This is a genomic window from Massilia sp. LMS1-1-1.1, assembly GCF_040815535.1.
Classification (GTDB): Bacteria; Pseudomonadota; Gammaproteobacteria; order Burkholderiales; family Burkholderiaceae_D; genus Janthinobacterium; species Janthinobacterium aestuarii.
Genome location: NZ_JBFPNG010000034.1, coordinates 585,068 through 608,721, shown reverse-complemented (window position 1 = coordinate 608,721; position 23,654 = coordinate 585,068). Strand labels below are relative to the sequence as shown.

Sequence of the window (23,654 nt, the reverse complement as noted above, 5' to 3'; positions counted from 1 at the left end):
GCCAGGCGGGCGTCGGGCGAAAGGATGGCGCCGCTGAAGGAACAGTTCTTGAAAAAACTTTCGATGGGAATCAGTGTGTCCGCTGCGACCGCTGGCGAGGCTGCCGCAGGAGGTATGGCATCGGTCGCCCGTGCGGCTGGTGCCGTGCTCAACATGCTCAATGATCCGAGTAGCGCAACTCCGCTATGCTTGGTAAACATGTTTTCCTTTTGGAAATTATCTTAAGGCAACATATTATCATTGGATTAATATGAATCAAAGTGTACTGTTGTGGCGCCGGAGACTATACGTTATTCACTCCGGCGCCCGGATATGCTCAACCAGCCCCGTGCTGCGGCGTCCCGGCGCCGGCGTCAGCCAGCTGACGAGGATGGCGGCGGCCAGGCCGGCTGGCACGCCGAAGATGCCGGCCGAGATGGGCGCGATGTGGAACCATTGACCGCTGGCATTGCCGCCCAGCATGGTGCTCGTGTGCAGCATGTAATACAGGCATATGCCAAAGCCCGTCAGCATGCCGGCTAGCGCGCCTTGATAGTTGGCGCGTTGCCAGAAGACGCCCAGCACCAGCGGCGGGAACAGGGTCGAGGCGGCCAGGGAAAAGGCCACGCCCACCAGCGACAAAATGTCCGCCGGCTTTTGCGAGGCCGCATAGGCGGCGATGAAGGCCACGGCCAGCAGCAGCAATTTTGAAATCGTCACGCGCTTTTGCGTGGAAGCCGTGGGATCGACCACCTTGTAATAGACGTCGTGCGACAGGGCGTTCGAGATGGCCAGCAGCAAGCCATCGGCCGTCGACAGGGCGGCGGCCAGGCCGCCTGCCGCCACCAGGCCGGAAATCACGTAGGGCAAGCCGGCGATCTCTGGCGTGGCCAGCACCAGCACGTCGGCATCAATGGAAATTTCCGCCAGTTGCACGATGCCGTCGCGGTTGACATCGACGATGCTGATCAGGGGACTGAGTTTGTCCACGTTGGCCCAGTACGACACCCAGGTGGGCAGGTTCGCGTATTGCGTGCCCACGAGCGCCGAGTAAATATCGTACTTGACCAGCACGGCCAGCGCGGGAATCGTGAGATAGATCAACAAGATGAAGAACAGGGTCCAGAACACGGAGACGCGCGTTTCGTGCACGGAGGGGGTGGTGTACGATCGCATGAGGATATGCGGCAGGGCGGCCGTGCCCAGCATCATGCAAAACACGAGTGCCAGGAAATTGTTGCGCTTGATGTCGGACTGTTCGCGGTCCGCAGCGGGAAACGGCTGCGCGTGCGGAATGATCGGCTCGGCGCGTTTCTGGTTCTGTGCCTGCGCTGCCTGCCACAGCACGCGCGCCTCGTCCGGGCTTTTCGGATAGGCGATCAGGTAGCGCTCTGCGTTGCGGATGTCGAACAGCGAGGTATTGCGCTGGCGCAAACTATCGAGCTGGCGCTGGGCCGTCAGGCGGCCTTGTTCCCAGGAACCGGGCAAGCCGTCAATGCGCGCCTGGTAGCTTTGCGCGCGCTGGCGGAAGATGGCGCGCACTTCGTTTTCTTTCGGGTCCGCTTCCAGCACGTGTTCGCGCGCGCTCAGTTGCGTCAGCACCTTGCCGTAGGCGATCTGCGGCACGGGATTGTCCGCATGCTTGACCGACAGCCACATGGCGGGAATCAGAAAGGCGACGAGGATGATGATGTACTGCGCCACCTGTGTCCAGGTGATGGCGCGCATGCCGCCCAGAAAGGAGCACACGAGAATGCTGGCCAGGCCCAGGAAGATGCCGACGGAAAAATCCACGCCCGTGAAGCGCGAGGCGATCAGGCCGACGGCGTAGATCTGCGCCACCACATAGGTAAACGATACGATGATGGTGGCGGCCACGGCCACCACGCGCACGCTGGCGCCCCGTTTGTCGGTACCGCTGCCGTAGCGGGCGGCGAGGAAATCGGGAATCGTGTACTGGCTGAATTTGCGCAGGTAGGGCGCGATCAATAGCGCCACCAGGCAATAGCCGCCCGTCCAGCCCATGATGAAGGCCAGGCCGTCGAAGCCGTTCAGGTACAGGCCGCCGGCCAGGCTGATGAAGCTGGCCGCCGAGATCCAGTCGGCGGCCGTGGCCATGCCGTTGAACATGGCTGGCACCCGGCGCCCCGCCACATAGTATTCGGTGACGTTCGAGGTGCGGCTGATGACGCCGATGGTGGCGTACAGGGTGATGGTGACGAGCATGAACAGGTAGCCGATCCACGCGCGCGGCATGCCTTCCTGTTCCAGCACGGACAGGGCCAGCAGGAAGGCGGCGAAACCGGCCGTAAACAGCAGGTAGTAGCGGCTCAGCCGGGCAAAGAAGCTGCGCTGGCCGCTCATGCGTGCTCCTCGGCATGGAAGTCCCGGTCGAGGCGCCGCATGCGCCACGCATAGAAGGCGATGATGGCCAGGTACACGAGCGAGGCGCCCTGGGCCGCCATATAGAAGGGCAGCGGCCAGCCGAACAGGTTCAGGTGCAGCAGCTCGCGCGCATAGAACACGGTCAGGAAGCCCGTCAGCAGCCACACCAGCAGCAGGATGGCCGTCAGGCGCCGCGTCTTGCGCCAGTGCATATCGCGGCGCGCCTGCAGCTCGGGGCTGGGCGTGCGCGCCGGCCGCGTCGGGGCAACGGGTGGGCTCGGCTTATCCATACGTGACGTCATCCTCTTCTGGCGCGTCCGGCAACAGCAGGGCGATGCTCAGGCGCAGCAGGGTGCCCGGCAGCTTCGGCGACTGTGCGCGCGGATTGTTAAAAATATCGACTTCGGCGCCGTGCTGCTGCGCAATTTCTCGCACGATGGCCAGGCCCAGGCCGCTACCGTCGACATTGCTGCCGAGAATGCGGTAAAAGCGCTCGAACACGTGCGCCCGCTCGGCCGGCGCAATGCCTGGCCCCGTATCTTCCACCTCCAGAATGGCCAGTTCCAGGGTGCTGCGCACGCGCACCGTGACGCTGCCACCGGACGGCGTGTAGCGCAGGGCGTTGTCGATCAGATTGCTCAGCAGCTCGCGCAGCATCATGGGATTGCCGGAAATCATGATCGAATAGGCAGGCTGTTCGAAGCCCAGGTCGATATGCTGGGCAAACGAGGCTTGCACCCAGTCCTGCACCACGCCGCGCGCCAGTTCGCTCAGTTCGATCGGTTCGAACGCCGTGCCCGCCTGCGGCTGGTTTTCCGCGCGCGCCAGGGCCAGCAACTGGTTGACGAGGCGCGTGGCCGCTTCCGAACTTTTCGCCAGCTGCAGCAGCGAGCGGTGGATCTCGTCGTGGTCGGTCTGGCGCAGGGCCAGCTCCGATTGCATGCGCATGCCGGCCAGCGGTGTCTTCATCTGGTGCGCTGCATCGGCGATGAAGCGTTTCTGCATGTCGATCGACAGCGACAGCCGCGAGAGCATTTCGTTGAGCGAACCGACCAGCGGCGTGATTTCCTCGGGTACCTGGCCCGATTCGATCGGAGATAAATCGTCAGGTGGACGGGCGCGTATGCGTTCCTGCAATTGCGCCAGCGGCGACAGGCCGCGCGCCAGGGCAAACCAGACGAGAGCCAGGATCACGGGCAGGATGATGAACTGCGGCAAAATCACGCCCTTGATGATTTCATTGGCCAGCTGGGCGCGTTTTTCCAGCGTCTCGGCCACTTGCACCAGCGCGCGGTTTTGCTCATCGTCGTTGCTGGAAGGAATATCGAGATAGCTGAACGCCACGCGCACGGGCGTGCCGTGGATGGTGTCGTTGCGAAACAGCACCATGCCGCTGCGGTATTTGTCGGCGTCCTGCGGCGGCGGCAAATCGCGGTCGCCGGCCAGGTATTCGCCGCGCGGGCCCACCACCAGGTAATACAGGGTGTCGACATCGTCGCCGCGCAGCAAGTCGCGGCCGTTATTATTGCTGCTGTTCTTGTCCGGCGCGCGGCGCAGCATGGCGCCATCGGCCTGCTTGACCTGCTGCGTGAGCACCGTCACGCTGTCTTCCAGCGCATGGTCGAATGGTTGATTGGCGATGCTCTTGGCCACCAGATAGGTGATGGCGATGCTCATCGGCCACAGCAGCAGCAGGGGGGCCAGCATCCAGTCGAGGATTTCGCCGAACAGCGAATGCTCGATCGTGTCGTCCTGCTCCGTGGTGGGCGGCTCGAACCAGTCGTCGTCGTCCGGCTCGTCCGCTGGCGCCTCGCGCGCCTTCACTTGCTGGCGGGTCCGCTGGCCGGGCTTGCCGACTCGCCCGCTTCGGCGTTCAGGCGCGCCGCTTCCGAGTATTTTTCCAGGCAATAGCCGAGGCCGCGCACGGTGGCGATGCGCACGCCGCCCACTTCGATCTTCTTGCGCAGGCGGTGCACATACACTTCGATGGCGTTGTTCGACACTTCCTCGCCCCATTCGCACAGATGGTCGACCAGCTGCTCTTTCGAGACGAGGCGGCCGGTGCGGCCCAGCAAGATTTCCAGCAAGCCCAGTTCGCGCGCCGACAGGTCGAGCATCTGGTCGTTGATGTAGGCGCTGCGCCCCACCTGGTCGTAGCTGAGGGGGCCGTGCTTGATGATGGTGGCGCCGCCGCCGGCGCCGCGGCGCGTCAGGGCGCGCACTCTTGCCTCCAGTTCCGACAAGGCGAACGGCTTGGCCATATAATCATCGGCACCGAGGTCGAGGCCATTTACGCGTTGTTCGATGGAATCGGCGGCCGTCAGGATCAGCACCGGCAGCAGCGAGGCGCGCGCGCGCAGGCGGCGCAGCACTTCCAGGCCGGACATTTTCGGCAGGCCCAGGTCGAGAATCAGCAAGTCGAATTCCTGGGTGGACAGGGCCGTATCGGCTTCCTGGCCCGTCTTGACGTAGTCGATCGCATAACCGGACTGGCGCAGCGAGCGGGTCAGGCCATCGGCCAGCACGCTGTCATCTTCGGCAAGTAAAATACGCATGGTGCACTTCCTATGCTTTGCGGCGGTAGAAGCTTGTATTGTGTTTCATTTTCCGCAAGGTGGCGAATTTTTATGAAAATCCGCGGTTGTATTGATCTGTTTCAAAACAAATCCACGTTCCGCTTGCATTGATCACTGTTTTTTTATACAGTACTGTCTGTGTAAAGAATTTAACCCACTGGCGCTATCGCAGGCTGCACGGTTCACGTAGATGCGTCACGTGAATCCGCAACTGTAGAACGGCTGAAAGAACATATGGACGATAAAAAAGCTGTAGTACCCGCATCGGAAAAAGCCAAGGCGCTCGCCGCCGCACTGGCGCAGATCGAGAAGCAGTTTGGCAAAGGTTCGGTCATGCGCATGGATGCCAGCGCACCGATCGAAGAAGTGCAAGTCGTGTCGACCGGTTCGCTCGGCCTCGATATCGCGCTGGGCGTGGGCGGCTTGCCGCGCGGCCGCGTGGTGGAAATCTACGGTCCGGAATCGTCGGGTAAAACCACCTTGACCCTGCAAACCATCGCCGAAATGCAAAAACTGGGCGGCACGTGCGCCTTTATCGATGCCGAGCACGCGCTCGACGTCGGCTACGCGCAAAAGCTGGGCGTGAACCTGCACGAATTGCTGATCTCGCAACCGGACACGGGCGAGCAGGCGCTGGAAATCTGCGACGCCCTCGTGCGTTCGGGCAGTGTCGACCTCGTCGTCATCGACTCCGTGGCCGCACTGACGCCACGCGCCGAGATCGAAGGCGACATGGGTGATTCCCTGCCAGGCCTGCAAGCGCGTCTGATGTCGCAAGCCCTGCGCAAGCTGACCGGTTCCATCAACCGCACCAATACCCTGGTCATCTTCATCAACCAGATCCGCATGAAGATCGGCGTGATGTTCGGCAGCCCGGAAACAACCACGGGCGGCAATGCGCTGAAATTCTACGCCTCCGTGCGTCTGGACATCCGCCGCACCGGCTCGATCAAGTCCGGCGATGAAGTGATCGGCAACGAAACCAAGGTCAAGGTCGTCAAGAACAAGATCGCGCCACCGTTCAAGGAAGCGCACTTCGACATTCTGTACGGCGCAGGCACCTCGCGCGAAGGCGAAATCCTGGACCTGGGCTCGGATGCCAAGATCGTGGAAAAATCCGGTTCGTGGTACAGCTACAACGGCGAACGCATCGGCCAGGGCAAGGACAACGCCCGCGCCTTCCTGCAAGAGCGTCCTGCGCTGGCCCGCGAAATCGAAAACAAGGTCCGCGCTTCGCTGGGCGTGCGCGAACTGCCGCCGCTGGCTGCTGAAAAGCCGGAAAAAGCGGACAAAGCCGCCGACAAGGCTGCCAAGGCTGCGGAAGCCAAGGCAGAGTAGGCCGGATTAGCGCGGCAAAGCCGCGCGTAATCCGACAACACTACAGACGCCAACAATGTTGTCGGATTACGGCCCAAGGGGCCTAATCCGACTTACGCATGGCTTGCCGCAAGGTGTGACCAAGATCGCCGTCCCGCGCTGTTGCGCCGGGCGGCGATTGTGTTTGGGTGATGTGATCGTGGAATGAAAGACAAGGTGGGTGTATGGCCGCAGTACAACTAAGCCTGAAGGGCAGGGCGCTACGCTTTTTGTCGATGCGTGAACATAGCCGCATGGAATTGCGGCGCAAGCTGCAGCGCCATGCGCAAGAGGGCGATGATGTGGAAGCCTTGCTCGACAGCCTGGAACAAGCCAACTGGCTGTCGCAGGAGCGCTTTTCCGAGTCGCTGATCCACCGCCGCTCGGCCCGCTTCGGCAATAGCCGCATCATGGCCGAATTGCAAAGCCATGGCATCGGTGGCGAAGCGCTGCAGGAACTCAAGGCGGGCCTGGCCGAAGGGGAAGTTGCGCGCGCCTGCGAAGTGTGGCGCCGCAAGTTTGGCGAGGTGGCGCAGGATGCCGAGCAGCGCAACAAACAGATGCGCTTCCTGATGCAGCGCGGCTTTTCCCAGCGCGCCGTGCAGGCGGCCTTGAAGGGGCTGGATCCCGACGAAGAGTGAGGCCGGCCAGGGCGCGCCGGCCGCCTCCGCCGTGCCGCCATGAACTGCGCTTTCAAATGCCGTCTGTTTCCAGTATGGCGAGGCCGCGCGATAAGGTATTCTGGCGCTCGAACGCTGTGCGATGCGCGCAGCACCACTGACCGTGACAGGATCGAGATGAGCAACTGGAATGCCGGCTATATGGCCGAAATTGCCTATACCTATGGCTACTACGAAGAATTGAATCCTCTGCGCCTGCGGCTGCCCCTGCTGGCCGCCGGCCTGGCCTTGCCGGCCAGCGGCACGGCTTGCGAGCTGGGTTTTGGCCAGGGCGTCAGCGCCAACATCCATGCGGCGGCGTCCGCCACGCGCTGGCATGGCAATGATTTCAATCCGTCCCAGGCCGCCTTTGCGCAGGAGCTGGCCAGCGTGGCCGGCGCCGGCGCACAGTTCACGGACGAATCGTTCGCGCAGTTTTGCCGCCGTGACGACTTGCCCGATTTCGACTTTATCTGCCTGCATGGGATATGGAGCTGGGTCTCCGCAGAAAATCGCGCCTTGATCGTCGATTTCCTGCAGCGCAAGCTGAAAGTGGGGGGCGTCGCCTATATCAGCTATAACACGCAGCCGGGCTGGAGTGCCATGATGCCGATGCGCGACTTGCTGGCCGAGCATAGCCGCATCATGAGCGCGCCCGGCGTGGGCGTGCTGGCACGAGTCGACGGCGCCATCGATTTTGTCGACAGGATGATCGCCGTGCAACCGCGCTATCTGGAGGCCAATCCCCTGCTGGCGGACCGTTTCGAGAAGCTGAAAGCGCTGGACCGCAACTATATTGCACACGAATATTTCAATGCGGATTGGCAGCCGATGGCCTTTTCCAGCGTTGCGGCCATGCTGGGCGAGGCCAAGCTGGAGTTCGCCTCGTCCGCCAACTATACCGCTCTGGTCGACATGCTGAACCTGACGGCCGAACACCAGCAATTCCTGGCCGAGATACCCGATCCCGTCTTCCGCGAGACGACGCGTGCCTTTCTTGTCAACGAGCAATTCCGAAAGGATTACTGGGTCAAGGGCGCGCGCAGGCTGACGCCGTTGGCCCAGATCAGCGCCGTGCGGGCCGTGCGCGTGATACTGGCCGTGCCCCGCGACGAAGTGGTGTTGAGCGTGCATGGGGTGCTGGGCGACGCGGATATGGACGAGCGCGTGTATGCGCCCGTGCTCGACGCCATGGCCGACCATCGCGTGTACACGATAGGCGAACTGGAGCTGCAACTGGCGGGTAGCGAAGCCGGCCTGGCCGCCTTGCTGCAGATCATATTGGTGCTGGTCAGCAAGGGTAGCGTGCTTGCCGTCCAGGACGAGGTCGACATCGCCGTGGCGCGGCCGCGGACGGCGCGGCTGAATGCGCACTTGCTGGAGCAGGCGCTTGCAAGAACCGACTTGCACAGCCTCGCCAGCCCCCTGACGGGCGGCGGCGTGGTTGTATCGCATTTACAACAACTGTTCCTGTGGGCAAAACAGCAAGGTTGTCCAACGCCGCAAGAATGGGTGCGCGCGACGTGGCCGGTACTGCTGCGCCTGGAGCAACTGCTGACGAAGGACGGGCAGCCCTTGTTGACGGAAGAGGAAAACCTGGCCGAACTGCTGGCGCGCGCGGAATATTTTTCCGCGCGCACCTTGCCCGTTTTACGCGCACTGTGTGTAGCTGACTGAGGCGCGGCGCCGGCCAGTGCGCCGGTGCCGCAGGCCTGCTTTCAAGTTATTTGCATTGTGAATAATTGTCATTGATTTTGCGATTTTCGTTAATGATTTGCGGCAGACGGCACGACCAATAAAAAATTATGTTGCGGCGCAACTAGCGCCCTGTGTGCTACACTTTTAGGGTTTTTGCGGCGCCGCAGGTGCGGTTGCTGTTCGTAGAAGCTGCGAACAGAGTGCTTTAGGCACATGGCTGCTTACTAATTATGGCCGCGCAAGCGGCATCGGTCTTATGCCCCTGTCAACTCCCGTATCCCGGCGCGCCCTACGGCACTCCCGCGTTATCGACGTCCAAGCGTATGTGCGCGACGACGGCCTGTGGGATATTGACGCCCATATCACCGACATCAAAAGCTATGACGCGACCCTGGCCTCCGGCCTCCGTCCCGCCGGCGCCCCTCTGCATGACCTCCACTTGCGCATTACCGTCGATCGCGAACTGACCATTGTCGAGGCCGAAGCTGCCTCCGATGCCGTGCCCTATCCCGGTTTTTGCGATACCATCGGCCCCGCTTACAGGGCGCTGATCGGTTTGAATTTATTGAAGAATTTCCGCCGCGACTTGAAACAGCGCCTGGCGGGAATCGCTGGCTGTACCCATTTGACCGAACTGGCGCAAGTCTTGCCGACTGCGACGGTTCAGGCATTTGCCGGCGATGTCTGGTCGACCCGTGACGGTGAGAATGCTGACTTGTCGCATGAAAAGCCGTTTCAACTCGACAAATGCCACGCCCTGCGCACCGATGGCGGGGCAGTTGCACAGTATTACCCGCGCTGGGTAGCCAAAGCGTGACCCCGGCGCTCTGTTTTTCCTGTTTTTTTTGCACCACTAACCGTATTTTTACAAATCAGTATCAGAAGGGAAGCCAGCATGAAAATCCATGAGTATCAAGCCAAAGAAATCCTCCGGCAGCACGGAGTGACGGTACCACGCGGTATTCCGTGCATGTCCGTCGAAGAAGCCGTCAAGGCTGCGGAAACCCTGGGCGGCCCGGTATGGGTTGTCAAGGCGCAGATCCACGCAGGTGGTCGCGGCAAGGGCGGCGGCGTGAAAGTGGCAAAATCGATCGAACAGGTCAAGGAATACGCTGACCAGATCATGGGCATGCAGCTGATCACGCACCAGACCAGCGCCGAAGGCCAGAAAGTCAACCGCCTGCTGGTGGAAGAAGGCGCCGACATCAAACAAGAACTGTACGTTTCGCTGGTCACCGACCGCGTTACCCAGAAAATCGTCCTGATGGCGTCGTCCGAAGGCGGCATGGACATCGAAGAAGTGGCCGAGAGCCACCCTGAGAAGATCCACCACGTCACCATCGATCCAGGCACCGGCCTGACCGATGCCCAGGCGGACGACATCGCCGCCAAGATCGGCGTGCCTGCCGGCTCCATCGCCGACGCCCGCGTCAACCTGCAAGGCCTGTACAAAGCGTACTGGGAAACCGATTGCTCGCTGGCCGAGATCAACCCGCTGATCGTCACCGGCAGCGGCAAAGTCATCGCCCTGGACGCCAAGTTCAACTTTGACCCGAACGCCCTGTTCCGTCATCCGGAAATCGTCGCCCTGCGCGATCTGGACGAAGAAGATCCAGCTGAAATCGAAGCGTCGAAATTTGACCTGGCCTACATTTCGCTCGACGGCAACATCGGTTGCCTGGTGAACGGCGCCGGTCTGGCCATGGCTACCATGGACACCATCAAGCTGTTCGGCGGCGAGCCAGCCAACTTCCTGGACGTCGGCGGCGGCGCCACGGCAGAAAAAGTCACCGAAGCGTTCAAGATCATGCTGAAAAACCCAGGCCTGAAAGCCATCCTGGTGAACATTTTCGGCGGCATCATGCGTTGCGACGTGATCGCTGAAGGCGTGATCGCCGCAGTGAAAGCCGTCTCGCTGAACGTACCGCTGGTCGTGCGCATGAAGGGCACCAACGAAGACCTGGGCAAAAAGATGCTGGCCGATTCCGGTCTGCCTATCATCGCAGCCGACACCATGGAAGATGCAGCCAAGAGCGTCGTTGCCGCTGCTGCCGGTCAAGCTTAATTAAGGAATCAACATGTCCATTCTGATCAATAAAGATACCAAAGTCGTTACCCAAGGGATTACCGGCAAGACCGGCCAGTTCCACACCCGCGGTTGCCGCGACTACGCGAACGGCAAAGCTGCCTTCGTGGCAGGCGTGAACCCGAAGAAAGCCGGCGAAGATTTCGAAGGCATTCCTATTTTCGCTAACGTGACCGAAGCGAAAAAAGAAACCGGCGCCAACGTTTCCGTGATCTACGTACCGCCAGCAGGCGCTGCAGCGGCGATCTGGGAAGCTGTCGAAGCTGAAATGGATCTGGCCATTTGCATCACCGAAGGCATTCCTGTCCGTGACATGATGGCCCTGAAAGACCGCATGGCCAAAGCCAACAGCAAAACCTTGCTGCTGGGCCCTAACTGCCCAGGCTTGATCACGCCAGACGAAATCAAGATCGGCATCATGCCAGGCCACATCCACAAGAAAGGCCGTATCGGCGTGGTGTCGCGTTCGGGCACCCTGACCTATGAAGCAGTGGGTCAATTGACCGCACTGGGCCTGGGCCAATCGTCGGCAGTCGGCATCGGCGGCGACCCGATCAACGGTCTGAAGCACATCGACATCATGAAGATGTTCAATGATGATCCAGATACCGACGCGGTCATCATGATCGGCGAAATCGGTGGTCCGGACGAAGCCAACGCGGCTTATTGGATCAAAGACAACATGAAAAAACCGGTCGTTGGCTTCATCGCTGGCGTCACCGCTCCTCCAGGCAAGCGCATGGGCCACGCCGGCGCGCTGATCTCGGGCGGTGCCGATACGGCACAAGCCAAGCTGGAAATCATGGAAGCTTGCGGCATCACCGTGACCAAAAACCCGTCGGAAATGGCGCGTCTGCTGAAAGCCATGCTGTAATTTTCAGCCTGGTTCATGCAGTACAAAAAAGGAGCTTCGGCTCCTTTTTTTTGTCCGCAAGACAGGCCGATTCCCGACCTGGGCGGACGGCGCTGGTCCGAACCCGCCCAAATGTGTCGCTTTTCTTTCCACGCGTACCGCCGCTGCCCGGGCGCGCCGCTGGCATGGCGCTTGCACCATGCATGGGGTGAGCAATGCACAATGGGAGAATACGATGCGCGCGCAAAGCGGTTTTACCCTGATAGAACTGATGATCGTGGTGGCCATCGCCAGCATCCTGGCGGCCGTGGCCATTCCCCAGTACGGCGACTATACGATGCGGGCCAAGGTCAGCAATGTGCTGGCGGCCGCTGCGCCGCTGAAGACTGCCGTGGCCCTGTGCGTGCAGGAAAATGGCGGCGAGGCGGCCGCCTGCAGCACGCCGACCGCGGCCGTGCCCAGCGCCATCCCCGTGTTCAGCGCCACGCGCGAAGTGGCTAGTGCCAAGGTCGACAAGGGCGATATCGAGCTGACCCTGGCGGGCGACCTGGGCAGCGGCTTGGGCGGCCAGACGGTGAACATGGAGTTGCAGCTCGGTACCAGCAGCCTGAGCTGGTTTAACAGCACCAGCGTGACGAATGCGGCGGCCAAGGAAGCCATTACCCGCACGAATATTCCCAAGGTGGTGGCGACGCAGTAAGCGGCGCCTGCCGCGCCGGTATCAGACGATTTTTTGCCGGTCCGCGATCAGCGCTTCATAGGTGAGGTTTTGCAGCAGCGTGTAATGGGTCGGTTCCAGGTCGATGAATTGCACGCCGTACGTATAGATTTCCGCTACCTCGGCGGCGTGGCCATTCGACGGCTTGCCCACGCTGACGTTCTGGATGCGGGCGCGCGTGTTGACGCGCATCTGATGCCTGTTCGGCTGCACCAGCAGGGTAAAACTCAGCGCCACGCCTTCGTCATCGGGCGTGAGCATGCTGGGCGCCTCGATCAGCGCGCCCGAGACGCTGAGATTGACGATGAACACGGGCACGGCCGCCACGTCGCGGTAGCTCAGCTGCGCCGGAATGTCCACCTTGACGCGCATGGCCGTGCGCAGGCTGGTGCCCTGGATGGCATCGGGAAAGCTCAGGTGGACATAGTTGAGCGGGCGGCCGAAGATGCGCAGCACGCTGCAGGAAAACGAACAGACGGTGACACCGGAAAACACGCGGATGGTCAGCTTGTCACCCTCGTTGAGCATGATGGATGCGCCGTTTTCCATGGGAATCTTGACGATCAGGTACTCGTCTTTCACATAGCCGATCACGGTCGAGAAATGCTGGATGGGTTTGATGGTGCGGTGCGTGATGAACTGGATGCGTCCCTCCACCTGCAGATTCATGGCCTCGAATTCGAAGTCCTGGAGCTTGCTTTCCGCGGCGGGTCTGTTGCTTGTCATGCGATGCTCATCTGGATATGGACGACTCGCAGTATGCATGATTTCTTGATGAAAAAACATTTATATCAATGAAATTCATTTTTGCATCGAAAGTGCCATGGGCACGAGCCGGTGCGCGGTGCAGGCTTTACAATGGGATCAATATTGACGAATGTAAATCTTATGCCGCGCAGCTACTTCTGGACCATGTTGTTCCTGATCTTGCATCAAATCGACGCTGCCTACTGGAAAGAGTGGGAGATGTTTCATTTGCCGGGCGGCGTGCAGGGTTTTCTCGTGTTTAACCTGGCGGCGATTGCCCTGGTGCTGGCCGGTTACCGGCACGTGCTGCTGGCCACCGCGCGGGCACCCCTGTACGCTTGTGTCTGCGCCGCGCTGGGCGTGGGAACGTTCCTGATCCATGCAGGCTTTGCGCTGGCAGGGCTGGAACAATTCCACTTGCCCCTGTCCATGGCCATCATCGTACTGTGCCTGGCCAGTGCCGTCTGGCTGCTGCGCGACTTGCGCCGCGTCCAGGGCCATCTTGCGCGCCAGGCAAAATAATTACACCTCGGCGTGCCAATCGCCCGACTTGCCGCCATGCTTTTCCAGCACGCGCACATTCGTCATGACCATGCCGCGGTCGACGGCCTTGCACATGTCGTAGATCGTCAACAAGCCGATTTGCACGGACGTGAGCGCTTCCATTTCCACGCCGGTTTTTCCTGTCGTATCGACCTGGGCGCGGCAGTGCACGCTGTTGGCCGCTTCGTCCACTTCAAAATCGACGGTGACGCGCGTGAGGGCCAGCGGGTGGCACAGGGGAATCAGGTCGCTCGTGCGCTTGGCGCCCATGATGGCGGCGATGCGGGCGATGCCCAGCACGTCGCCTTTCTTGGCGTTGCCGGAAATAATCAATGCCAGGGTGGCGGGCTGCATGCGGATGGTGCCGGCGGCCACGGCGCTGCGGCGCGTGTCTTCCTTGCTGCCCACATCGACCATATGGGCCTGGCCCGTGGCGTCGAAATGGGTCAGTTCCCCGGCGGGGGCTTGCTTGTCTGCTGTTGTCATGGCGTCAAAATAGGTGAGAAAAGGGAAGCGCGGCACGCCCTGTCACGACCTCATGCCACTGGCATGACGCGTGGGAATGGGCGCCGCTAACAAGGTATGATAGCACCCGTGAATTCAAAAACTCCCCTTCCGATCATCGTTGAAAATGCCGCTGCGCCATGGCTGCGCGGCTCACGGCGCGCAGCCATGCTGGCCGCATTATGGCTGGCGGCGCCCTGTGCGCTGGCGCAAACCTATACGTCCGCGCCTGCTGCGCCAGCCGCCAATGTAGCGGCCAAGCCGGCCGGTGGCTGGACGCCGCTGGCCGTGCCGCCGGCGCCGAACCTGCCGAACCTGGGTGACACGTCGCGCGAAGACCTGTCGCCGGCGATGGAGCGCAAGATCGGCGAGGAAATCATGCGCGGTATCCGCGGCGACCGCGACTACCTCGACGACGCGCCCTTGCTCGAATACCTGAATACCTTCGGCAACGCGCTCGTGGCGGCGCGCCCCAGCGTGCGTGGTGAAACGAATTACGACTATTTCTTCTTTGCCGTGCGCGATCCCCAGTTGAACGCGTTTGCCTTGCCGGGCGGCTTCATCGGCGTGCACTCGGCCCTGGTGCTGGCGGCGCAAACGGAGGCGGAACTGGCGTCCGTGCTGTCGCACGAGATCGGCCACGTGGCGCAGCGCCATATCGCGCGCATGCTGGGCCAGCAGCGCCAGGATGCCCTGATGCCGCTGGCGGCCATGCTGCTGGCGGCGCTCGCTTCGCGCGCGGGCGGCGACGTGGCCATGGGCGTGTTTGCCGCCGGCCAGGGCCTGGCCATCCAGCGCCAGCTCAATTTCGGCCGCGACGCCGAACGCGAGGCGGACCGCATCGGTTTCCAGATCATGGGCGAAGCCGGTTTCGACACCACCGGCATGGTGGCCTTCTTCGGCCGCATGCAGGCAGCGAGCCGCTCGTACAGCGACTTGATGCCCGCCTATCTGCAGACCCACCCGCTGACGACGGAACGCATTGCCGACATCCAGGCGCGCATCCGCGAGCAGCCGTACAAGCAGCGGGCGGACAGCCTGAGTTTTCACCTGGCCCGGGCGCGCGCCCGCGTGCTGCAGGATGAAAGCGTGCAAGGCCTGTTGAACGCCAAGGCCGTCTTCAAGACGCAGCTGGAACAGCAAAGCCGCTTCCAGGTGACGGCCGCCCATTACGGCTTGTCCTTTGTCGCCGTCAAGCAGGGCAAGCCGGCGGAGGCGCAAAAGGAACTCGACGCGGCCAATGCGGCCCTGCACCAGCCGGCCGGGCCGAATGTGTTTACCTCGGGCGGCACGCAGGCGCCCAATTCCCTGCTGGCGGCGATGGCGCTGGAAGTGCTGTTGATGCCGGCGCAAAAGAAGGAAGTGGCGCAGCAAGCCCTGAAGGCGGCGGACGCTGCGCGCCAGCAATTCCCCCTCTCGCGCGGCATTGCCCATCAGTATGCGGAAGCGCTGATGGCTGCCGGCAAGCTGGAGCAATCGACCTTGTATCTGCGCGAGCAGGTGCAGCTCTACAAGGAAGAGCCGGAACTGTACGATTTACTGGCGAAAGCCTATGCGGACCAGGGCAAGATGACCTTGCAGCACATGGCGCTGGCCGAATCCTATGTGCTGCAGGGAGCCACCATGGCCGCGCTGGACCAGCTGACGATCGCCCGAAAATCGACGGACGCGACCTTTTATGACCAGGCCGTGATCGATGCGCGCGAGCGCGAGCTGCAGGAAAAGCGCCGCGAACAGATCAAGGACCAGAAGGGTTAGTCCTGATCGGCTTGCGGCACCGGCTGGAAGCCGAAGGTTTGCGGCACGTCATCGTAGCGCAGCGGCTGCACGGCAATCTCCTTGCCGTCATGCAATAAAGTCAGCTTGCCCCTGCGTTCTTGCAGCCAGGTCAGCAAGTCGTCGTCGCTGGCCAGCTGTCCATCGAAGTACAGCGCGTCCAGCACTTGCGAAATGTCGCGGTCGTCGACCTGCGCCACGATATCGCCATGGCGCAAGATCAGCATGCCGTCGTCGCACCAATACACTTGCTCGATCTGTTCCAGCGGCGCGCCTGTCTGCAAGACAAAACCGTGCTGCGGGTCGCTGCGGGCGATATACGGCGTCGCCTCCAGATTCACATACACGCGCTGCGGACCATTCTGGAAAAACCAGCAACCGCGTTCGTCCTGGGCGTAATTGCGGTTGATGAAATTCAACAGGGCCGCATGGACGATCTTGTCGCCGGGCAGTTGTTGCTGTTGCGCCTGCTGGTCGCGCATGCGCCAGTGGCCGCGCGCGTCCAGCCCCAGCCAGCCGTAGCAGTGGGGTACGTTCGGCCATTTGGCCAGGGCTTGCTTGACGAGTTCATCCATGTGTAGCGTTTTCCATGTGAGTGCGCGCACCGCCAGCGTGCCAGCTTTGCGGCGCAGACGGCGCCATGTTGCCGTTTTCAAAGAAGGAGAGCAGCCGTTGCGGCAGCCAATGCAAGCTTCCCGGCAACTTGCCGGCGGCAAAGCCGACGTGGCCGCCGTGGCGCGGATACTCGAGTGTGACGTTCAGCGCGGCGCTGCGCGGCAGGTAGCGCCCGGGCAGGAAGGGATCGTTCTGTGCATTGAGCACCAGGGTGGGCACGGTGATGTCCTGCAAGACGTGCTTGGCGCTGGCACGGTGCCAGTAATCGTCGGCGTCGCGGTAGCCGTGCAGCGGCGCCGTGACGACATTGTCGAAGGCGTGCAAGTCGCGCGCGGCCAGCATGGCGTCGCGCGCGAACAGGCCGGGAAACTGCTCGAGCTTGGCAAGGCATTTCGGTTTCAAGGTGTTCAGGAACATGCGCGTGTAGAGCCGGTTGGCGCCCGAAGACAGGGCCTTGCCCCCTTGCGCCAGGTCCAGCGGCGCGGACACGGCCGCGGCCGCATCGATGAAATCGGCCTGGTGCTGCGACTGGCCCAGCCAGCACAGCAGGGCGTTGCCGCCCAGCGAGACGCCGGCCGCATACAATTTTCCCGTGGCGCGCGGGCGCAGGCGCTGCACGATCCAGTCCACTTCCTGCGCATCGCCCGAATGGTAAAAACGGGGCGCCAGGTTCGCTTCGCCCGAGCAGCCGCGAAAATGCGGCACGGCGCCCGACCAGCCGCGCGCGGCCACCTCGGCCATCAAGGAGCGCGCGTAATGGCTGTTCGACGAGCCTTCCAGGCCGTGGAACAGCACGACAAAGGGCTGGCCTGGCTGGCCATCGACCAGGTCAACGTCGACGAAATCGCCATCGGGCGCTTGCCAGCGTTCGCGGCGGAAGGCCACGGCCGGCTTGGCGAGGCATACGGCCGGATAAATCGTTTGCGCGTGGCCGCCAGGCAGCCACAGCGGAGCGGTGTAGGAAAGAGACAAAGCCATCAGTGCAGGATCTGCGTCCCCGCGGCGTCGGCCGGTGCGCCACCGGGGGCGATGGAAGCGTGGTGCAGCACGATGCGCCAGCCGCGCGGCGTTTTTACATACACATTCGTGGCCAGCAGATGCGCCGGGCCGCCTTCTTCCTGGGTCACGCCTTCGATCACCGTGTGCACCGAACTCATCAGATTGTGCGTTTCATGCAGCTGCGCCGGCACAATGTGCAGGCCGCCGCCGGCCAGAATGGTTTCCCACGAGGCGCGGATGGCGGCATGGCCGATCAGGCGCGCGCCGCCCGGGTGGATACAGACGATCTCTTCATCGTCGGCCCACAGCGCCATCAGCGCTTCGAGGTCGGCGCGGTGCAAGGCATCGTAGAACGCCGCTTCGACTTCGGCGGCGCTGCCATTGAGTTCTTTCAGACGTTTCATGACGACTCCGGGCTGAACGGTATAACTTGATGCAAATAAAAACGGCGCGCTGGGGGCGCGCCGCTGGGCAGTTTAATGGTGGCCGGCGCTGGCGCCTTCCTTCAGGGTGTAGGCCGTGCCGCAGTACGGGCACTTGGCGACGCCGTCCTTGTTGAATTCCAGGAACACGCGCGGATGCGACGACCACAGCGGCATGGCCGGGTTAGGGCAGTGGGCTGGCAAGTCTTTACTGTCGAGTTCGACCGCTGGCTGGGTGGTTTTTGTCATCTTGTCATGCTCCGTGAGGCTGTATGGAAGGAAGTCGGCTGCTGCCAAAAGCACGATTTTAACGGATTCAGGCAGACAGCAAAAATCATGGCTAAAATGTCGGCTTGATCATCTTCGGCTGCGGCGCGGTTTTTCGCGACAATATGGCTGCCGTAGCGCCACCCTGACTGGATTTGCCTTGCCGGTATCACCGTTGCGGAGCCGTTCTCCGCGCACCATTGTTGTGCAGTTACCACACTACCTCGGCCGGAGCGCCGCGTGAACGCCGCCCCGGCCGCCAAGGACGACGCCCTGCTGAAAGACGCCTGGCGCGCCGGCCTGAACCTGGGGGCGCCCACCCTGCTGGGCATTGCCGCCTGGGGCATGGTGGTGGGCGTGGCCATGGTGAAAAGCGGCCTGACTGTCGGGCAGGCGGGGGCCATGACCCTGTTTGTCTTTGCCGGCTCGGCCCAGCTCGCGTCCTTGCCCCTGCTGGCCGCGCAGGCGCCCGTGTGGGTGATCTTTGCCACGGCCCTCGTCGTCAATTTGCGTTTTGTTATCTTTTCCGTGCTGCTGGCCCCCCATTTTTCCCATCTGCCGTGGCGCCAGCGCTTTGCGCTCGGCTATGTGGCCGGCGACATCACGGTGGGCCTGTTCCTGCAACGCTACCCCCATGAAACGCCGGACCCGGCCAAGCTGCCTTTCCTGAAAGGCTTGATCTACCCCAACTGGCTGGCCTGGCAAATCGGTTCCTTCATCGGCATCGTGCTGGGCGCCGTCGTGCCGGCCGAATGGGGGCTGGGTTTTGCCGGCACCCTGGCGATCCTGTGCGTGACGGTGCCGCTGATCCTCAGCCGCGCCGCCCTGTGCGGCGTGCTGGTGGCGGGCGCGGTGGCCGTGCTGGCCTTTGGCCTGCCGTATAAGCTGGGCTTGCTGGTGGCCGTCGTGGTGGGCATGGTCAGCGCCATGGCCGTGGAAGAATTGGCAGAAAAATGGACAAAACGCCATGATTGACGGCATCGACTTGGGCAGGGCCGACGTGTGGATCGCCATCGCCGTGCTGGTGGTGGCGACGGCGGCCACGCGCAGCACCTTCTGGCTGATCGGCCATCACATCACCATCCCGCGCCGCGTGGGCGAGATGCTGCGCTATGCGCCGGCCTGCGCGCTGGCGGCCATCATCGCGCCCGACCTGCTGATGGAAGGGCAGCAAGTGCACTTCGACTTATCGAATTTGAAACTCTTGTCGGGTATTGCCGCCACGCTCTTTTTCGTGATTCGCCGCAATATGCTGCAAACCATCGTCTTCGGCATGCTGGTTTTCACGGGCTTGCGACTGTTGCATGTTTTTCAGTAAAGCAGGACAAATCGGCGATTTGCGCTGGTCCTTGCGGTAAAATAGCGCACTTCCTTCCACTCGTCATCTGGATCGCCATGTCAGCTGTTCTCAACTTCATCCGTCTGCAAGATTTGATCGCCCAAAATGCACTGCAAGGCAAGCGCGTGTTTATCCGCGCCGACCTGAACGTCCCGCAAGATGACAGTGGCAAGATCACCGAAGATACGCGCATCCGCGCCTCGGTACCGGCCATCCGCGCCGCCCTGGACGCTGGCGCCGCCGTCATGGTGACGTCGCACCTGGGCCGTCCGACGGAAGGCGAATTCAAACCAGCCGACAGCCTGGCGCCCGTCGCCGCCCGCCTGTCCGAGCTGCTGGGCCAGGAAGTTGCACTGAAACAGAACTGGATCGATGGCGCCGGCCTGGAATCCCTGGCCGCCGGCCAAGTGGTCTTGCTGGAAAACGTGCGCGTCAACAAGGGCGAAAAGAAAAACAGCGATGAGCTGGCGCAAAAAATGGCCAAATTGTGCGATATCTACGTCAATGACGCGTTCGGCACGGCCCACCGCGCCGAAGCGTCCACGCACGGCATCGCCAAGTTCGCCCCCGTCGCCTGCGCCGGCCCGCTGCTGGCCGCCGAACTCGACGCGCTGGGGAAGGCTTTGCACGCACCGGCCCGCCCACTGCTGGCCATCGTTGCCGGTTCGAAAGTATCGAGCAAGCTGACCATTTTGAAAGCCCTGTCCGACAAGGTCGATAACCTGATCGTCGGCGGCGGCATCGCCAACACCTTCATGAAAGCCGTCGGCTTGAATGTCGGCAAATCGCTGGTGGAAGCGGAACTCGTCGAGGAAGCCAAGGCGATCATCGACATCATGGCCAAGCGCGGTGCGCAAGTACCGATTCCCGTCGACGTCGTGTGCGCCAAGGAATTCTCGCCAACGGCAGCCGCCACCGTCAAGGACGTGGCCGACGTGGCGGACGACGACATGATCCTCGATATCGGCCCGAAAACGGCCGCCCTGCTGGCGCAGCAGATCGCCGCCGCCGGTACCATCGTCTGGAACGGTCCCGTCGGTGTGTTCGAGTTCGACCAGTTCGGCAACGGCACCAAGACCCTGGCCCTGGCTATTGCCGATTCGAAAGCTTTCTCGATTGCCGGCGGTGGCGACACCCTGGCGGCGATTGCCAAATACGATATTACCGATAAAATCAGCTATATCTCGACCGGCGGCGGCGCTTTCCTGGAATTCCTGGAAGGCAAGACGCTCCCAGCAGTTGAGATCCTGATGCAACGCGCAGGCTGATCCGGCCTGACTGTAGTGCCACCAAGCGCAGCCTGACCGCTGCGCTTTTACCTTGCCGGGCGGCTCAGCCGCCAGGTCTTGCTCACTTTCGCTCGCGCACAAGGACTCCTATGCCACGCGGTACAAAAATCGTAGCAACAATCGGCCCCGCTTCCACTGACTTCGATATCCTGGTCAAAATGATACGTGCGGGCGTCGACGTGGTGCGCTTGAATTTTTCCCACGGCAAGGCGCAAGACCATATCGACCGCGCGGCGCTGGTGCGCCTGGCGGCGGCCGAGTGCGGCCGCGAAGTGGCCATCATGGCCGATATGCAAGGCCCGAAGATTCGCGTCGGCAAGTTTGAAAACACGCGCATCCAGCTCGAAGCGGGCGAGCGCTTCATCCTCGACGCCAAGTGGGGCGAAAACGGCGAACTGGGCAACCAGGAACGTGTCGGCCTCGATTACAAGGCCTTGCCGCGCGACTTGCACAAGGGCGACGTGCTGCTGCTGAACGACGGCCTCATCGTGCTGATCGTCGAGCGCATCCACGGCAGCGAAATCCACACGACCGTCAAGATCGGTGGCGAGTTGTCGAACAACAAGGGCATCAACCGCCAGGGCGGCGGCCTGTCCGCGCCGGCCCTGACGGCCAAGGATATGGAAGATATCAAGACGGCCATGAGTTTCCAGGCCGACTATCTGGCCATTTCCTTCCCGAAATGCGCGACCGACATGGAAATGGCGCGCCAGCTGGCCAATATCGCCGGCGAACCGTATCACCACAAGCCGATGATGATCGCCAAGATCGAGCGCGCGGAAGCCATTCCTGCGCTGCAGGAAATTCTCGACGCTTCCGACGGCATCATGGTGGCCCGTGGCGACCTGGCGGTCGAGGTGGGCAATGCGGCCGTGCCGGCCTTGCAAAAGCGCATGATCAAGATGGCGCGCGCATCGAACAAGCTGGCGATTACGGCCACGCAGATGATGGAATCGATGATCGTCAACGCCGTGCCGACCCGCGCGGAAGTGTCCGATGTGGCCAATGCCGTGTTGGACGGCACGGACGCCGTGATGACCTCGGCCGAAACGGCCTCGGGCAAGTACCCGATCGAGACGGTGGAAATGATGGCCGCCATCTGCGTGGAAGCGGAACAGTCCGAATACAACAAGCTCGATGCCGATTTCCTCAACGTCACGTTTACCCGCATCGACCAGTCGATCGCGTACGGCGCGCTGTTTACGGCCCACCATTTGCGCGTCAAAGCCATCGTGGCGCTGACGGAATCCGGTTCCACCGCCTTGTGGATGAGCCGCCACAGTATCGACACGCCGATCTACGCGCTCACGCCGAGCGTCACGACTTTGCGCAAAGCCGCGCTGTACCGCAATGTTCGGGCGTATCATCTGATGCAGAACGCCCCCAGCGCGCAAGTGCTGAAGCAGGCCGAAGAGCTGCTGGTGGCGCAGGGCATCGTTCGCAAGGGCGACATGATCGTCGTCACCTGGGGCGAGCCGATGGGGCAGGTGGGCGGCACGAATGCCCTGAAGATCGTCACGGTCGGCGAATTCGAGTAAGAACCCCCACAAACCGCCCAGGGCGTTGTTGCATTGCCTCGCCGTACTAGTCGTACTGCCTTCGGCAACGCGCCTAGCCCTGAGCAGTTTGCTGGACGTTCTGGTTTTGTTGAAAGAATTCAGGCGCCGCCGCGGTCATTGACCGCGAAGCGCCGCAACGGTTTCTATTGTTATCTGGAGTATTACCATGTCTCTCGTATCCATGCGTCAACTGCTGGACCATGCCGCCGAAAACGGCTATGGCATTCCTGCTTTCAACGTCAACAACCTGGAGCAAGTACAAGCCATCATGGCCGCCGCCGATGCGCTCAACAGCCCGGTGATCATGCAAGCGTCCGCTGGCGCGCGCAAGTACGCCGGTGAAGCGTTCCTGCGCCACCTGATCGACGCCGCCGTCGAAGCGTATCCGCACATTCCCGTCGTCATGCACCAGGATCACGGCCAGTCGCCGGCCGTCTGCATGGCCGCCATCCGCTCGGGTTTTACTTCCGTGATGATGGACGGTTCGCTGGAAGCGGACGGCAAGTCGGTCGCTTCCTACGAATACAACGTGGAAGTGTCGCGTGAAGTCGTGAAATTCTCGCACGCGATCGGCGTGACGGTGGAAGCGGAACTGGGCGTGCTCGGTTCGCTGGAAACCATGAAGGGCGACAAGGAAGACGGCCACGGCGCCGACGGCACCATGACCCGCGAGCAACTGCTGACGGACGTGGCGCAAGCGGCCGACTTCGTGCAGCGCACCCAGTGCGACGCCCTGGCGATCGCCATCGGCACCTCGCACGGCGCCTACAAATTCACGCGCAAGCCGACGGGCGACATCCTGGCCATCGACCGCATCAAGGAAATCCACGCGCGCATCCCGAACACCCACCTGGTGATGCACGGTTCCTCGTCGGTGCCGCAGGAATTGCTGGCCATCATCCGCGAATTCGGCGGCGACATGAAGGAAACCTACGGCGTGCCAGTCGAGGAAATCCAGGAAGGCATCCGTCACGGCGTGCGCAAGATCAACATCGACACCGACATCCGCCTGGCAATGACGGCCGCGATCCGCAAATACCTGTTTGAAAACCCGTCGAAATTCGACCCGCGCGACTACCTGAAACCAGCCCGTCTTGCTGCAGAGCAAATCGTGCGCGCCCGCATGCAGGCATTCGGCTGCGAAGGCCAGGCGTCGAAAATCAAGGCCATGCCACTGGAAAAAATGGCCGAGCGCTACAAGGCCGGCGAGCTGTCGCAAATTGTGAAGTAAAATTCTGTCTGGAACGGGCCGGAAGCAATGCTCCGTGCCCGATTTTCTCGACC

Annotated in this window: 24 protein-coding genes; 14 read left to right on the top strand and 10 right to left on the bottom strand. The window is 62.0% G+C overall.

Annotated features, from left to right (window positions below):
• Positions 1 to 294: 294 nt before the first annotated feature.
• The 4 genes from MRBLMS1_RS21530 to MRBLMS1_RS21515 are packed head-to-tail and all read right to left on the bottom strand — an operon-like array spanning position 295 to position 4,919.
• A complete protein-coding gene (locus tag MRBLMS1_RS21530; protein WP_485881752.1) occupies positions 295 to 2,343 on the bottom strand; it encodes a sodium:solute symporter family protein in 2,049 nt (682 codons plus the stop codon).
• Entirely contained in the window at positions 2,340 to 2,654 is a 315-nt protein-coding gene (locus MRBLMS1_RS21525; RefSeq protein WP_485881751.1) for a DUF4212 domain-containing protein, read from the bottom strand. The genes MRBLMS1_RS21530 and MRBLMS1_RS21525 overlap by 4 nt, the downstream gene beginning before the upstream one ends.
• A complete protein-coding gene (locus MRBLMS1_RS21520) occupies positions 2,647 to 4,188 on the bottom strand; it encodes a sensor histidine kinase N-terminal domain-containing protein (RefSeq protein ID WP_485881750.1) in 1,542 nt (513 codons plus the stop codon). Before MRBLMS1_RS21520 ends, MRBLMS1_RS21525 begins: the two co-directional genes overlap by 8 nt.
• The gene (locus MRBLMS1_RS21515) at positions 4,185 to 4,919 is read right to left on the bottom strand and encodes a response regulator (protein WP_034746066.1); all 735 of its coding nucleotides are present in this window, start codon (positions 4,917 to 4,919) and stop codon (positions 4,185 to 4,187) included. The genes MRBLMS1_RS21520 and MRBLMS1_RS21515 overlap by 4 nt, the downstream gene beginning before the upstream one ends.
• 255 nt (positions 4,920 to 5,174) lie before the next feature.
• Between MRBLMS1_RS21515 and recA the strand changes: the two genes are divergently transcribed.
• The 7 genes from recA to MRBLMS1_RS21480 all read left to right on the top strand — a co-directional run bounded on the left by recA (position 5,175) and on the right by MRBLMS1_RS21480 (position 12,292).
• Entirely contained in the window at positions 5,175 to 6,278 is a 1,104-nt protein-coding gene (gene recA, locus MRBLMS1_RS21510) for a recombinase RecA (protein ID WP_076565922.1), read from the top strand.
• A 203-nt stretch (positions 6,279 to 6,481) separates the two neighbouring features.
• Entirely contained in the window at positions 6,482 to 6,937 is a 456-nt protein-coding gene (recX, locus tag MRBLMS1_RS21505; RefSeq protein WP_034746072.1) for a recombination regulator RecX, read from the top strand.
• A 156-nt stretch (positions 6,938 to 7,093) separates the two neighbouring features.
• Positions 7,094 to 8,632: a methyltransferase regulatory domain-containing protein gene (locus MRBLMS1_RS21500; RefSeq protein WP_485881747.1), complete on the top strand. Its 1,539-nt coding sequence runs from the start codon at positions 7,094 to 7,096 to the stop codon at positions 8,630 to 8,632.
• Between the two features lie 277 nt (positions 8,633 to 8,909).
• Positions 8,910 to 9,470: a DUF2889 domain-containing protein gene (locus MRBLMS1_RS21495; RefSeq protein ID WP_319990571.1), complete on the top strand. Its 561-nt coding sequence runs from the start codon at positions 8,910 to 8,912 to the stop codon at positions 9,468 to 9,470.
• Positions 9,471 to 9,548: 78 nt separating this feature from the next.
• Positions 9,549 to 10,718, top strand: coding sequence for an ADP-forming succinate--CoA ligase subunit beta (sucC, locus tag MRBLMS1_RS21490; protein WP_034746081.1), 1,170 nt, complete (start codon positions 9,549 to 9,551; stop codon positions 10,716 to 10,718).
• A gap of 13 nt (positions 10,719 to 10,731) precedes the next feature.
• Positions 10,732 to 11,613, top strand: a complete 882-nt coding sequence (gene sucD, locus MRBLMS1_RS21485; protein ID WP_034746085.1) for a succinate--CoA ligase subunit alpha — start codon at positions 10,732 to 10,734, stop codon at positions 11,611 to 11,613.
• A gap of 214 nt (positions 11,614 to 11,827) precedes the next feature.
• Positions 11,828 to 12,292 (top strand): pilin, encoded by a 465-nt coding sequence (locus MRBLMS1_RS21480; protein ID WP_128141778.1) that lies wholly within the window; start codon positions 11,828 to 11,830, stop codon positions 12,290 to 12,292.
• Between the two features lie 21 nt (positions 12,293 to 12,313).
• Here the strand turns inward: MRBLMS1_RS21480 and MRBLMS1_RS21475 are convergent, their stop codons facing one another.
• A complete protein-coding gene (locus tag MRBLMS1_RS21475) occupies positions 12,314 to 13,036 on the bottom strand; it encodes a flagellar brake protein (RefSeq protein WP_485881743.1) in 723 nt (240 codons plus the stop codon).
• A 162-nt stretch (positions 13,037 to 13,198) separates the two neighbouring features.
• On the opposite strand from MRBLMS1_RS21475, the gene MRBLMS1_RS21470 reads away from it, so the two are divergent.
• Positions 13,199 to 13,579 carry a DUF6713 family protein gene (locus MRBLMS1_RS21470; RefSeq protein WP_485881741.1) on the top strand — a complete coding sequence of 127 codons (381 nt, stop codon included), beginning with the start codon at positions 13,199 to 13,201 and terminating at the stop codon, positions 13,577 to 13,579.
• Here the strand turns inward: MRBLMS1_RS21470 and moaC are convergent, their stop codons facing one another.
• On the bottom strand, positions 13,580 to 14,086 hold the full coding sequence (gene moaC, locus MRBLMS1_RS21465; protein WP_034746095.1) for a cyclic pyranopterin monophosphate synthase MoaC: 507 nt from the start codon (positions 14,084 to 14,086) through the stop codon (positions 13,580 to 13,582).
• A gap of 186 nt (positions 14,087 to 14,272) precedes the next feature.
• Here moaC and MRBLMS1_RS21460 point away from each other — a divergent pair, with 186 nt between their 5' ends.
• Entirely contained in the window at positions 14,273 to 15,862 is a 1,590-nt protein-coding gene (locus MRBLMS1_RS21460) for a beta-barrel assembly-enhancing protease (protein WP_128143216.1), read from the top strand.
• Here MRBLMS1_RS21460 and MRBLMS1_RS21455 read toward each other — a convergent pair.
• From MRBLMS1_RS21455 to MRBLMS1_RS21440, 4 genes are all read right to left on the bottom strand, one after another.
• A complete protein-coding gene (locus MRBLMS1_RS21455; RefSeq protein WP_128141780.1) occupies positions 15,859 to 16,455 on the bottom strand; it encodes a DUF2946 family protein in 597 nt (198 codons plus the stop codon). The genes MRBLMS1_RS21460 and MRBLMS1_RS21455 overlap by 4 nt on opposite strands.
• Positions 16,448 to 17,473, bottom strand: a complete 1,026-nt coding sequence (locus tag MRBLMS1_RS21450) for a YheT family hydrolase (protein WP_485881737.1) — start codon at positions 17,471 to 17,473, stop codon at positions 16,448 to 16,450. Before MRBLMS1_RS21450 ends, MRBLMS1_RS21455 begins: the two co-directional genes overlap by 8 nt.
• Positions 17,473 to 17,898: a YybH family protein gene (locus MRBLMS1_RS21445; protein ID WP_034746103.1), complete on the bottom strand. Its 426-nt coding sequence runs from the start codon at positions 17,896 to 17,898 to the stop codon at positions 17,473 to 17,475. The genes MRBLMS1_RS21450 and MRBLMS1_RS21445 overlap by 1 nt, the downstream gene beginning before the upstream one ends.
• Positions 17,899 to 17,970: 72 nt before the next feature.
• Positions 17,971 to 18,165, bottom strand: coding sequence for a zinc-finger domain-containing protein (locus MRBLMS1_RS21440; protein WP_034746106.1), 195 nt, complete (start codon positions 18,163 to 18,165; stop codon positions 17,971 to 17,973).
• 258 nt (positions 18,166 to 18,423) lie between these two features.
• On the opposite strand from MRBLMS1_RS21440, the gene MRBLMS1_RS21435 reads away from it, so the two are divergent.
• From MRBLMS1_RS21435 to fba, 5 genes are all read left to right on the top strand, one after another.
• Positions 18,424 to 19,158 (top strand): AzlC family ABC transporter permease, encoded by a 735-nt coding sequence (locus tag MRBLMS1_RS21435; protein ID WP_485881735.1) that lies wholly within the window; start codon positions 18,424 to 18,426, stop codon positions 19,156 to 19,158.
• The gene (locus MRBLMS1_RS21430; RefSeq protein ID WP_485881733.1) at positions 19,151 to 19,501 is read left to right on the top strand and encodes an AzlD domain-containing protein; all 351 of its coding nucleotides are present in this window, start codon (positions 19,151 to 19,153) and stop codon (positions 19,499 to 19,501) included. Before MRBLMS1_RS21435 ends, MRBLMS1_RS21430 begins: the two co-directional genes overlap by 8 nt.
• A 77-nt stretch (positions 19,502 to 19,578) precedes the next feature.
• The gene (locus tag MRBLMS1_RS21425; protein ID WP_128141782.1) at positions 19,579 to 20,790 is read left to right on the top strand and encodes a phosphoglycerate kinase; all 1,212 of its coding nucleotides are present in this window, start codon (positions 19,579 to 19,581) and stop codon (positions 20,788 to 20,790) included.
• Positions 20,791 to 20,900: 110 nt separating this feature from the next.
• The gene (gene pyk / locus MRBLMS1_RS21420; protein ID WP_034780607.1) at positions 20,901 to 22,349 is read left to right on the top strand and encodes a pyruvate kinase; all 1,449 of its coding nucleotides are present in this window, start codon (positions 20,901 to 20,903) and stop codon (positions 22,347 to 22,349) included.
• A 187-nt stretch (positions 22,350 to 22,536) separates the two neighbouring features.
• Positions 22,537 to 23,601 carry a class II fructose-bisphosphate aldolase gene (gene fba / locus MRBLMS1_RS21415; protein ID WP_034746119.1) on the top strand — a complete coding sequence of 355 codons (1,065 nt, stop codon included), beginning with the start codon at positions 22,537 to 22,539 and terminating at the stop codon, positions 23,599 to 23,601.
• Positions 23,602 to 23,654: the final 53 nt, after the last annotated feature.

Coding starts and splice junctions, on each gene's coding strand:
- MRBLMS1_RS21425 (WP_128141782.1), top strand. CDS start 19,579: ATGTCAGCTGTTCTCAACTTCATCCGTCTGCAAGATTTGATCGCCCAA.
- MRBLMS1_RS21515 (WP_034746066.1), bottom strand. CDS start 4,919: ATGCGTATTTTACTTGCCGAAGATGACAGCGTGCTGGCCGATGGCCTG.
- pyk (WP_034780607.1), top strand. CDS start 20,901: ATGCCACGCGGTACAAAAATCGTAGCAACAATCGGCCCCGCTTCCACT.
- MRBLMS1_RS21475 (WP_485881743.1), bottom strand. CDS start 13,036: ATGACAAGCAACAGACCCGCCGCGGAAAGCAAGCTCCAGGACTTCGAA.
- MRBLMS1_RS21455 (WP_128141780.1), bottom strand. CDS start 16,455: ATGGATGAACTCGTCAAGCAAGCCCTGGCCAAATGGCCGAACGTACCC.
- sucD (WP_034746085.1), top strand. CDS start 10,732: ATGTCCATTCTGATCAATAAAGATACCAAAGTCGTTACCCAAGGGATT.
- sucC (WP_034746081.1), top strand. CDS start 9,549: ATGAAAATCCATGAGTATCAAGCCAAAGAAATCCTCCGGCAGCACGGA.
- MRBLMS1_RS21500 (WP_485881747.1), top strand. CDS start 7,094: ATGAGCAACTGGAATGCCGGCTATATGGCCGAAATTGCCTATACCTAT.
- MRBLMS1_RS21440 (WP_034746106.1), bottom strand. CDS start 18,165: ATGACAAAAACCACCCAGCCAGCGGTCGAACTCGACAGTAAAGACTTG.
- MRBLMS1_RS21450 (WP_485881737.1), bottom strand. CDS start 17,473: ATGGCTTTGTCTCTTTCCTACACCGCTCCGCTGTGGCTGCCTGGCGGC.
- MRBLMS1_RS21480 (WP_128141778.1), top strand. CDS start 11,828: ATGCGCGCGCAAAGCGGTTTTACCCTGATAGAACTGATGATCGTGGTG.
- MRBLMS1_RS21460 (WP_128143216.1), top strand. CDS start 14,273: ATGCTGGCCGCATTATGGCTGGCGGCGCCCTGTGCGCTGGCGCAAACC.
- MRBLMS1_RS21430 (WP_485881733.1), top strand. CDS start 19,151: ATGATTGACGGCATCGACTTGGGCAGGGCCGACGTGTGGATCGCCATC.
- MRBLMS1_RS21470 (WP_485881741.1), top strand. CDS start 13,199: ATGCCGCGCAGCTACTTCTGGACCATGTTGTTCCTGATCTTGCATCAA.
- moaC (WP_034746095.1), bottom strand. CDS start 14,086: ATGACAACAGCAGACAAGCAAGCCCCCGCCGGGGAACTGACCCATTTC.
- fba (WP_034746119.1), top strand. CDS start 22,537: ATGTCTCTCGTATCCATGCGTCAACTGCTGGACCATGCCGCCGAAAAC.
- MRBLMS1_RS21445 (WP_034746103.1), bottom strand. CDS start 17,898: ATGAAACGTCTGAAAGAACTCAATGGCAGCGCCGCCGAAGTCGAAGCG.
- recX (WP_034746072.1), top strand. CDS start 6,482: ATGGCCGCAGTACAACTAAGCCTGAAGGGCAGGGCGCTACGCTTTTTG.
- MRBLMS1_RS21495 (WP_319990571.1), top strand. CDS start 8,910: ATGCCCCTGTCAACTCCCGTATCCCGGCGCGCCCTACGGCACTCCCGC.
- MRBLMS1_RS21525 (WP_485881751.1), bottom strand. CDS start 2,654: ATGGATAAGCCGAGCCCACCCGTTGCCCCGACGCGGCCGGCGCGCACG.
- recA (WP_076565922.1), top strand. CDS start 5,175: ATGGACGATAAAAAAGCTGTAGTACCCGCATCGGAAAAAGCCAAGGCG.
- MRBLMS1_RS21530 (WP_485881752.1), bottom strand. CDS start 2,343: ATGAGCGGCCAGCGCAGCTTCTTTGCCCGGCTGAGCCGCTACTACCTG.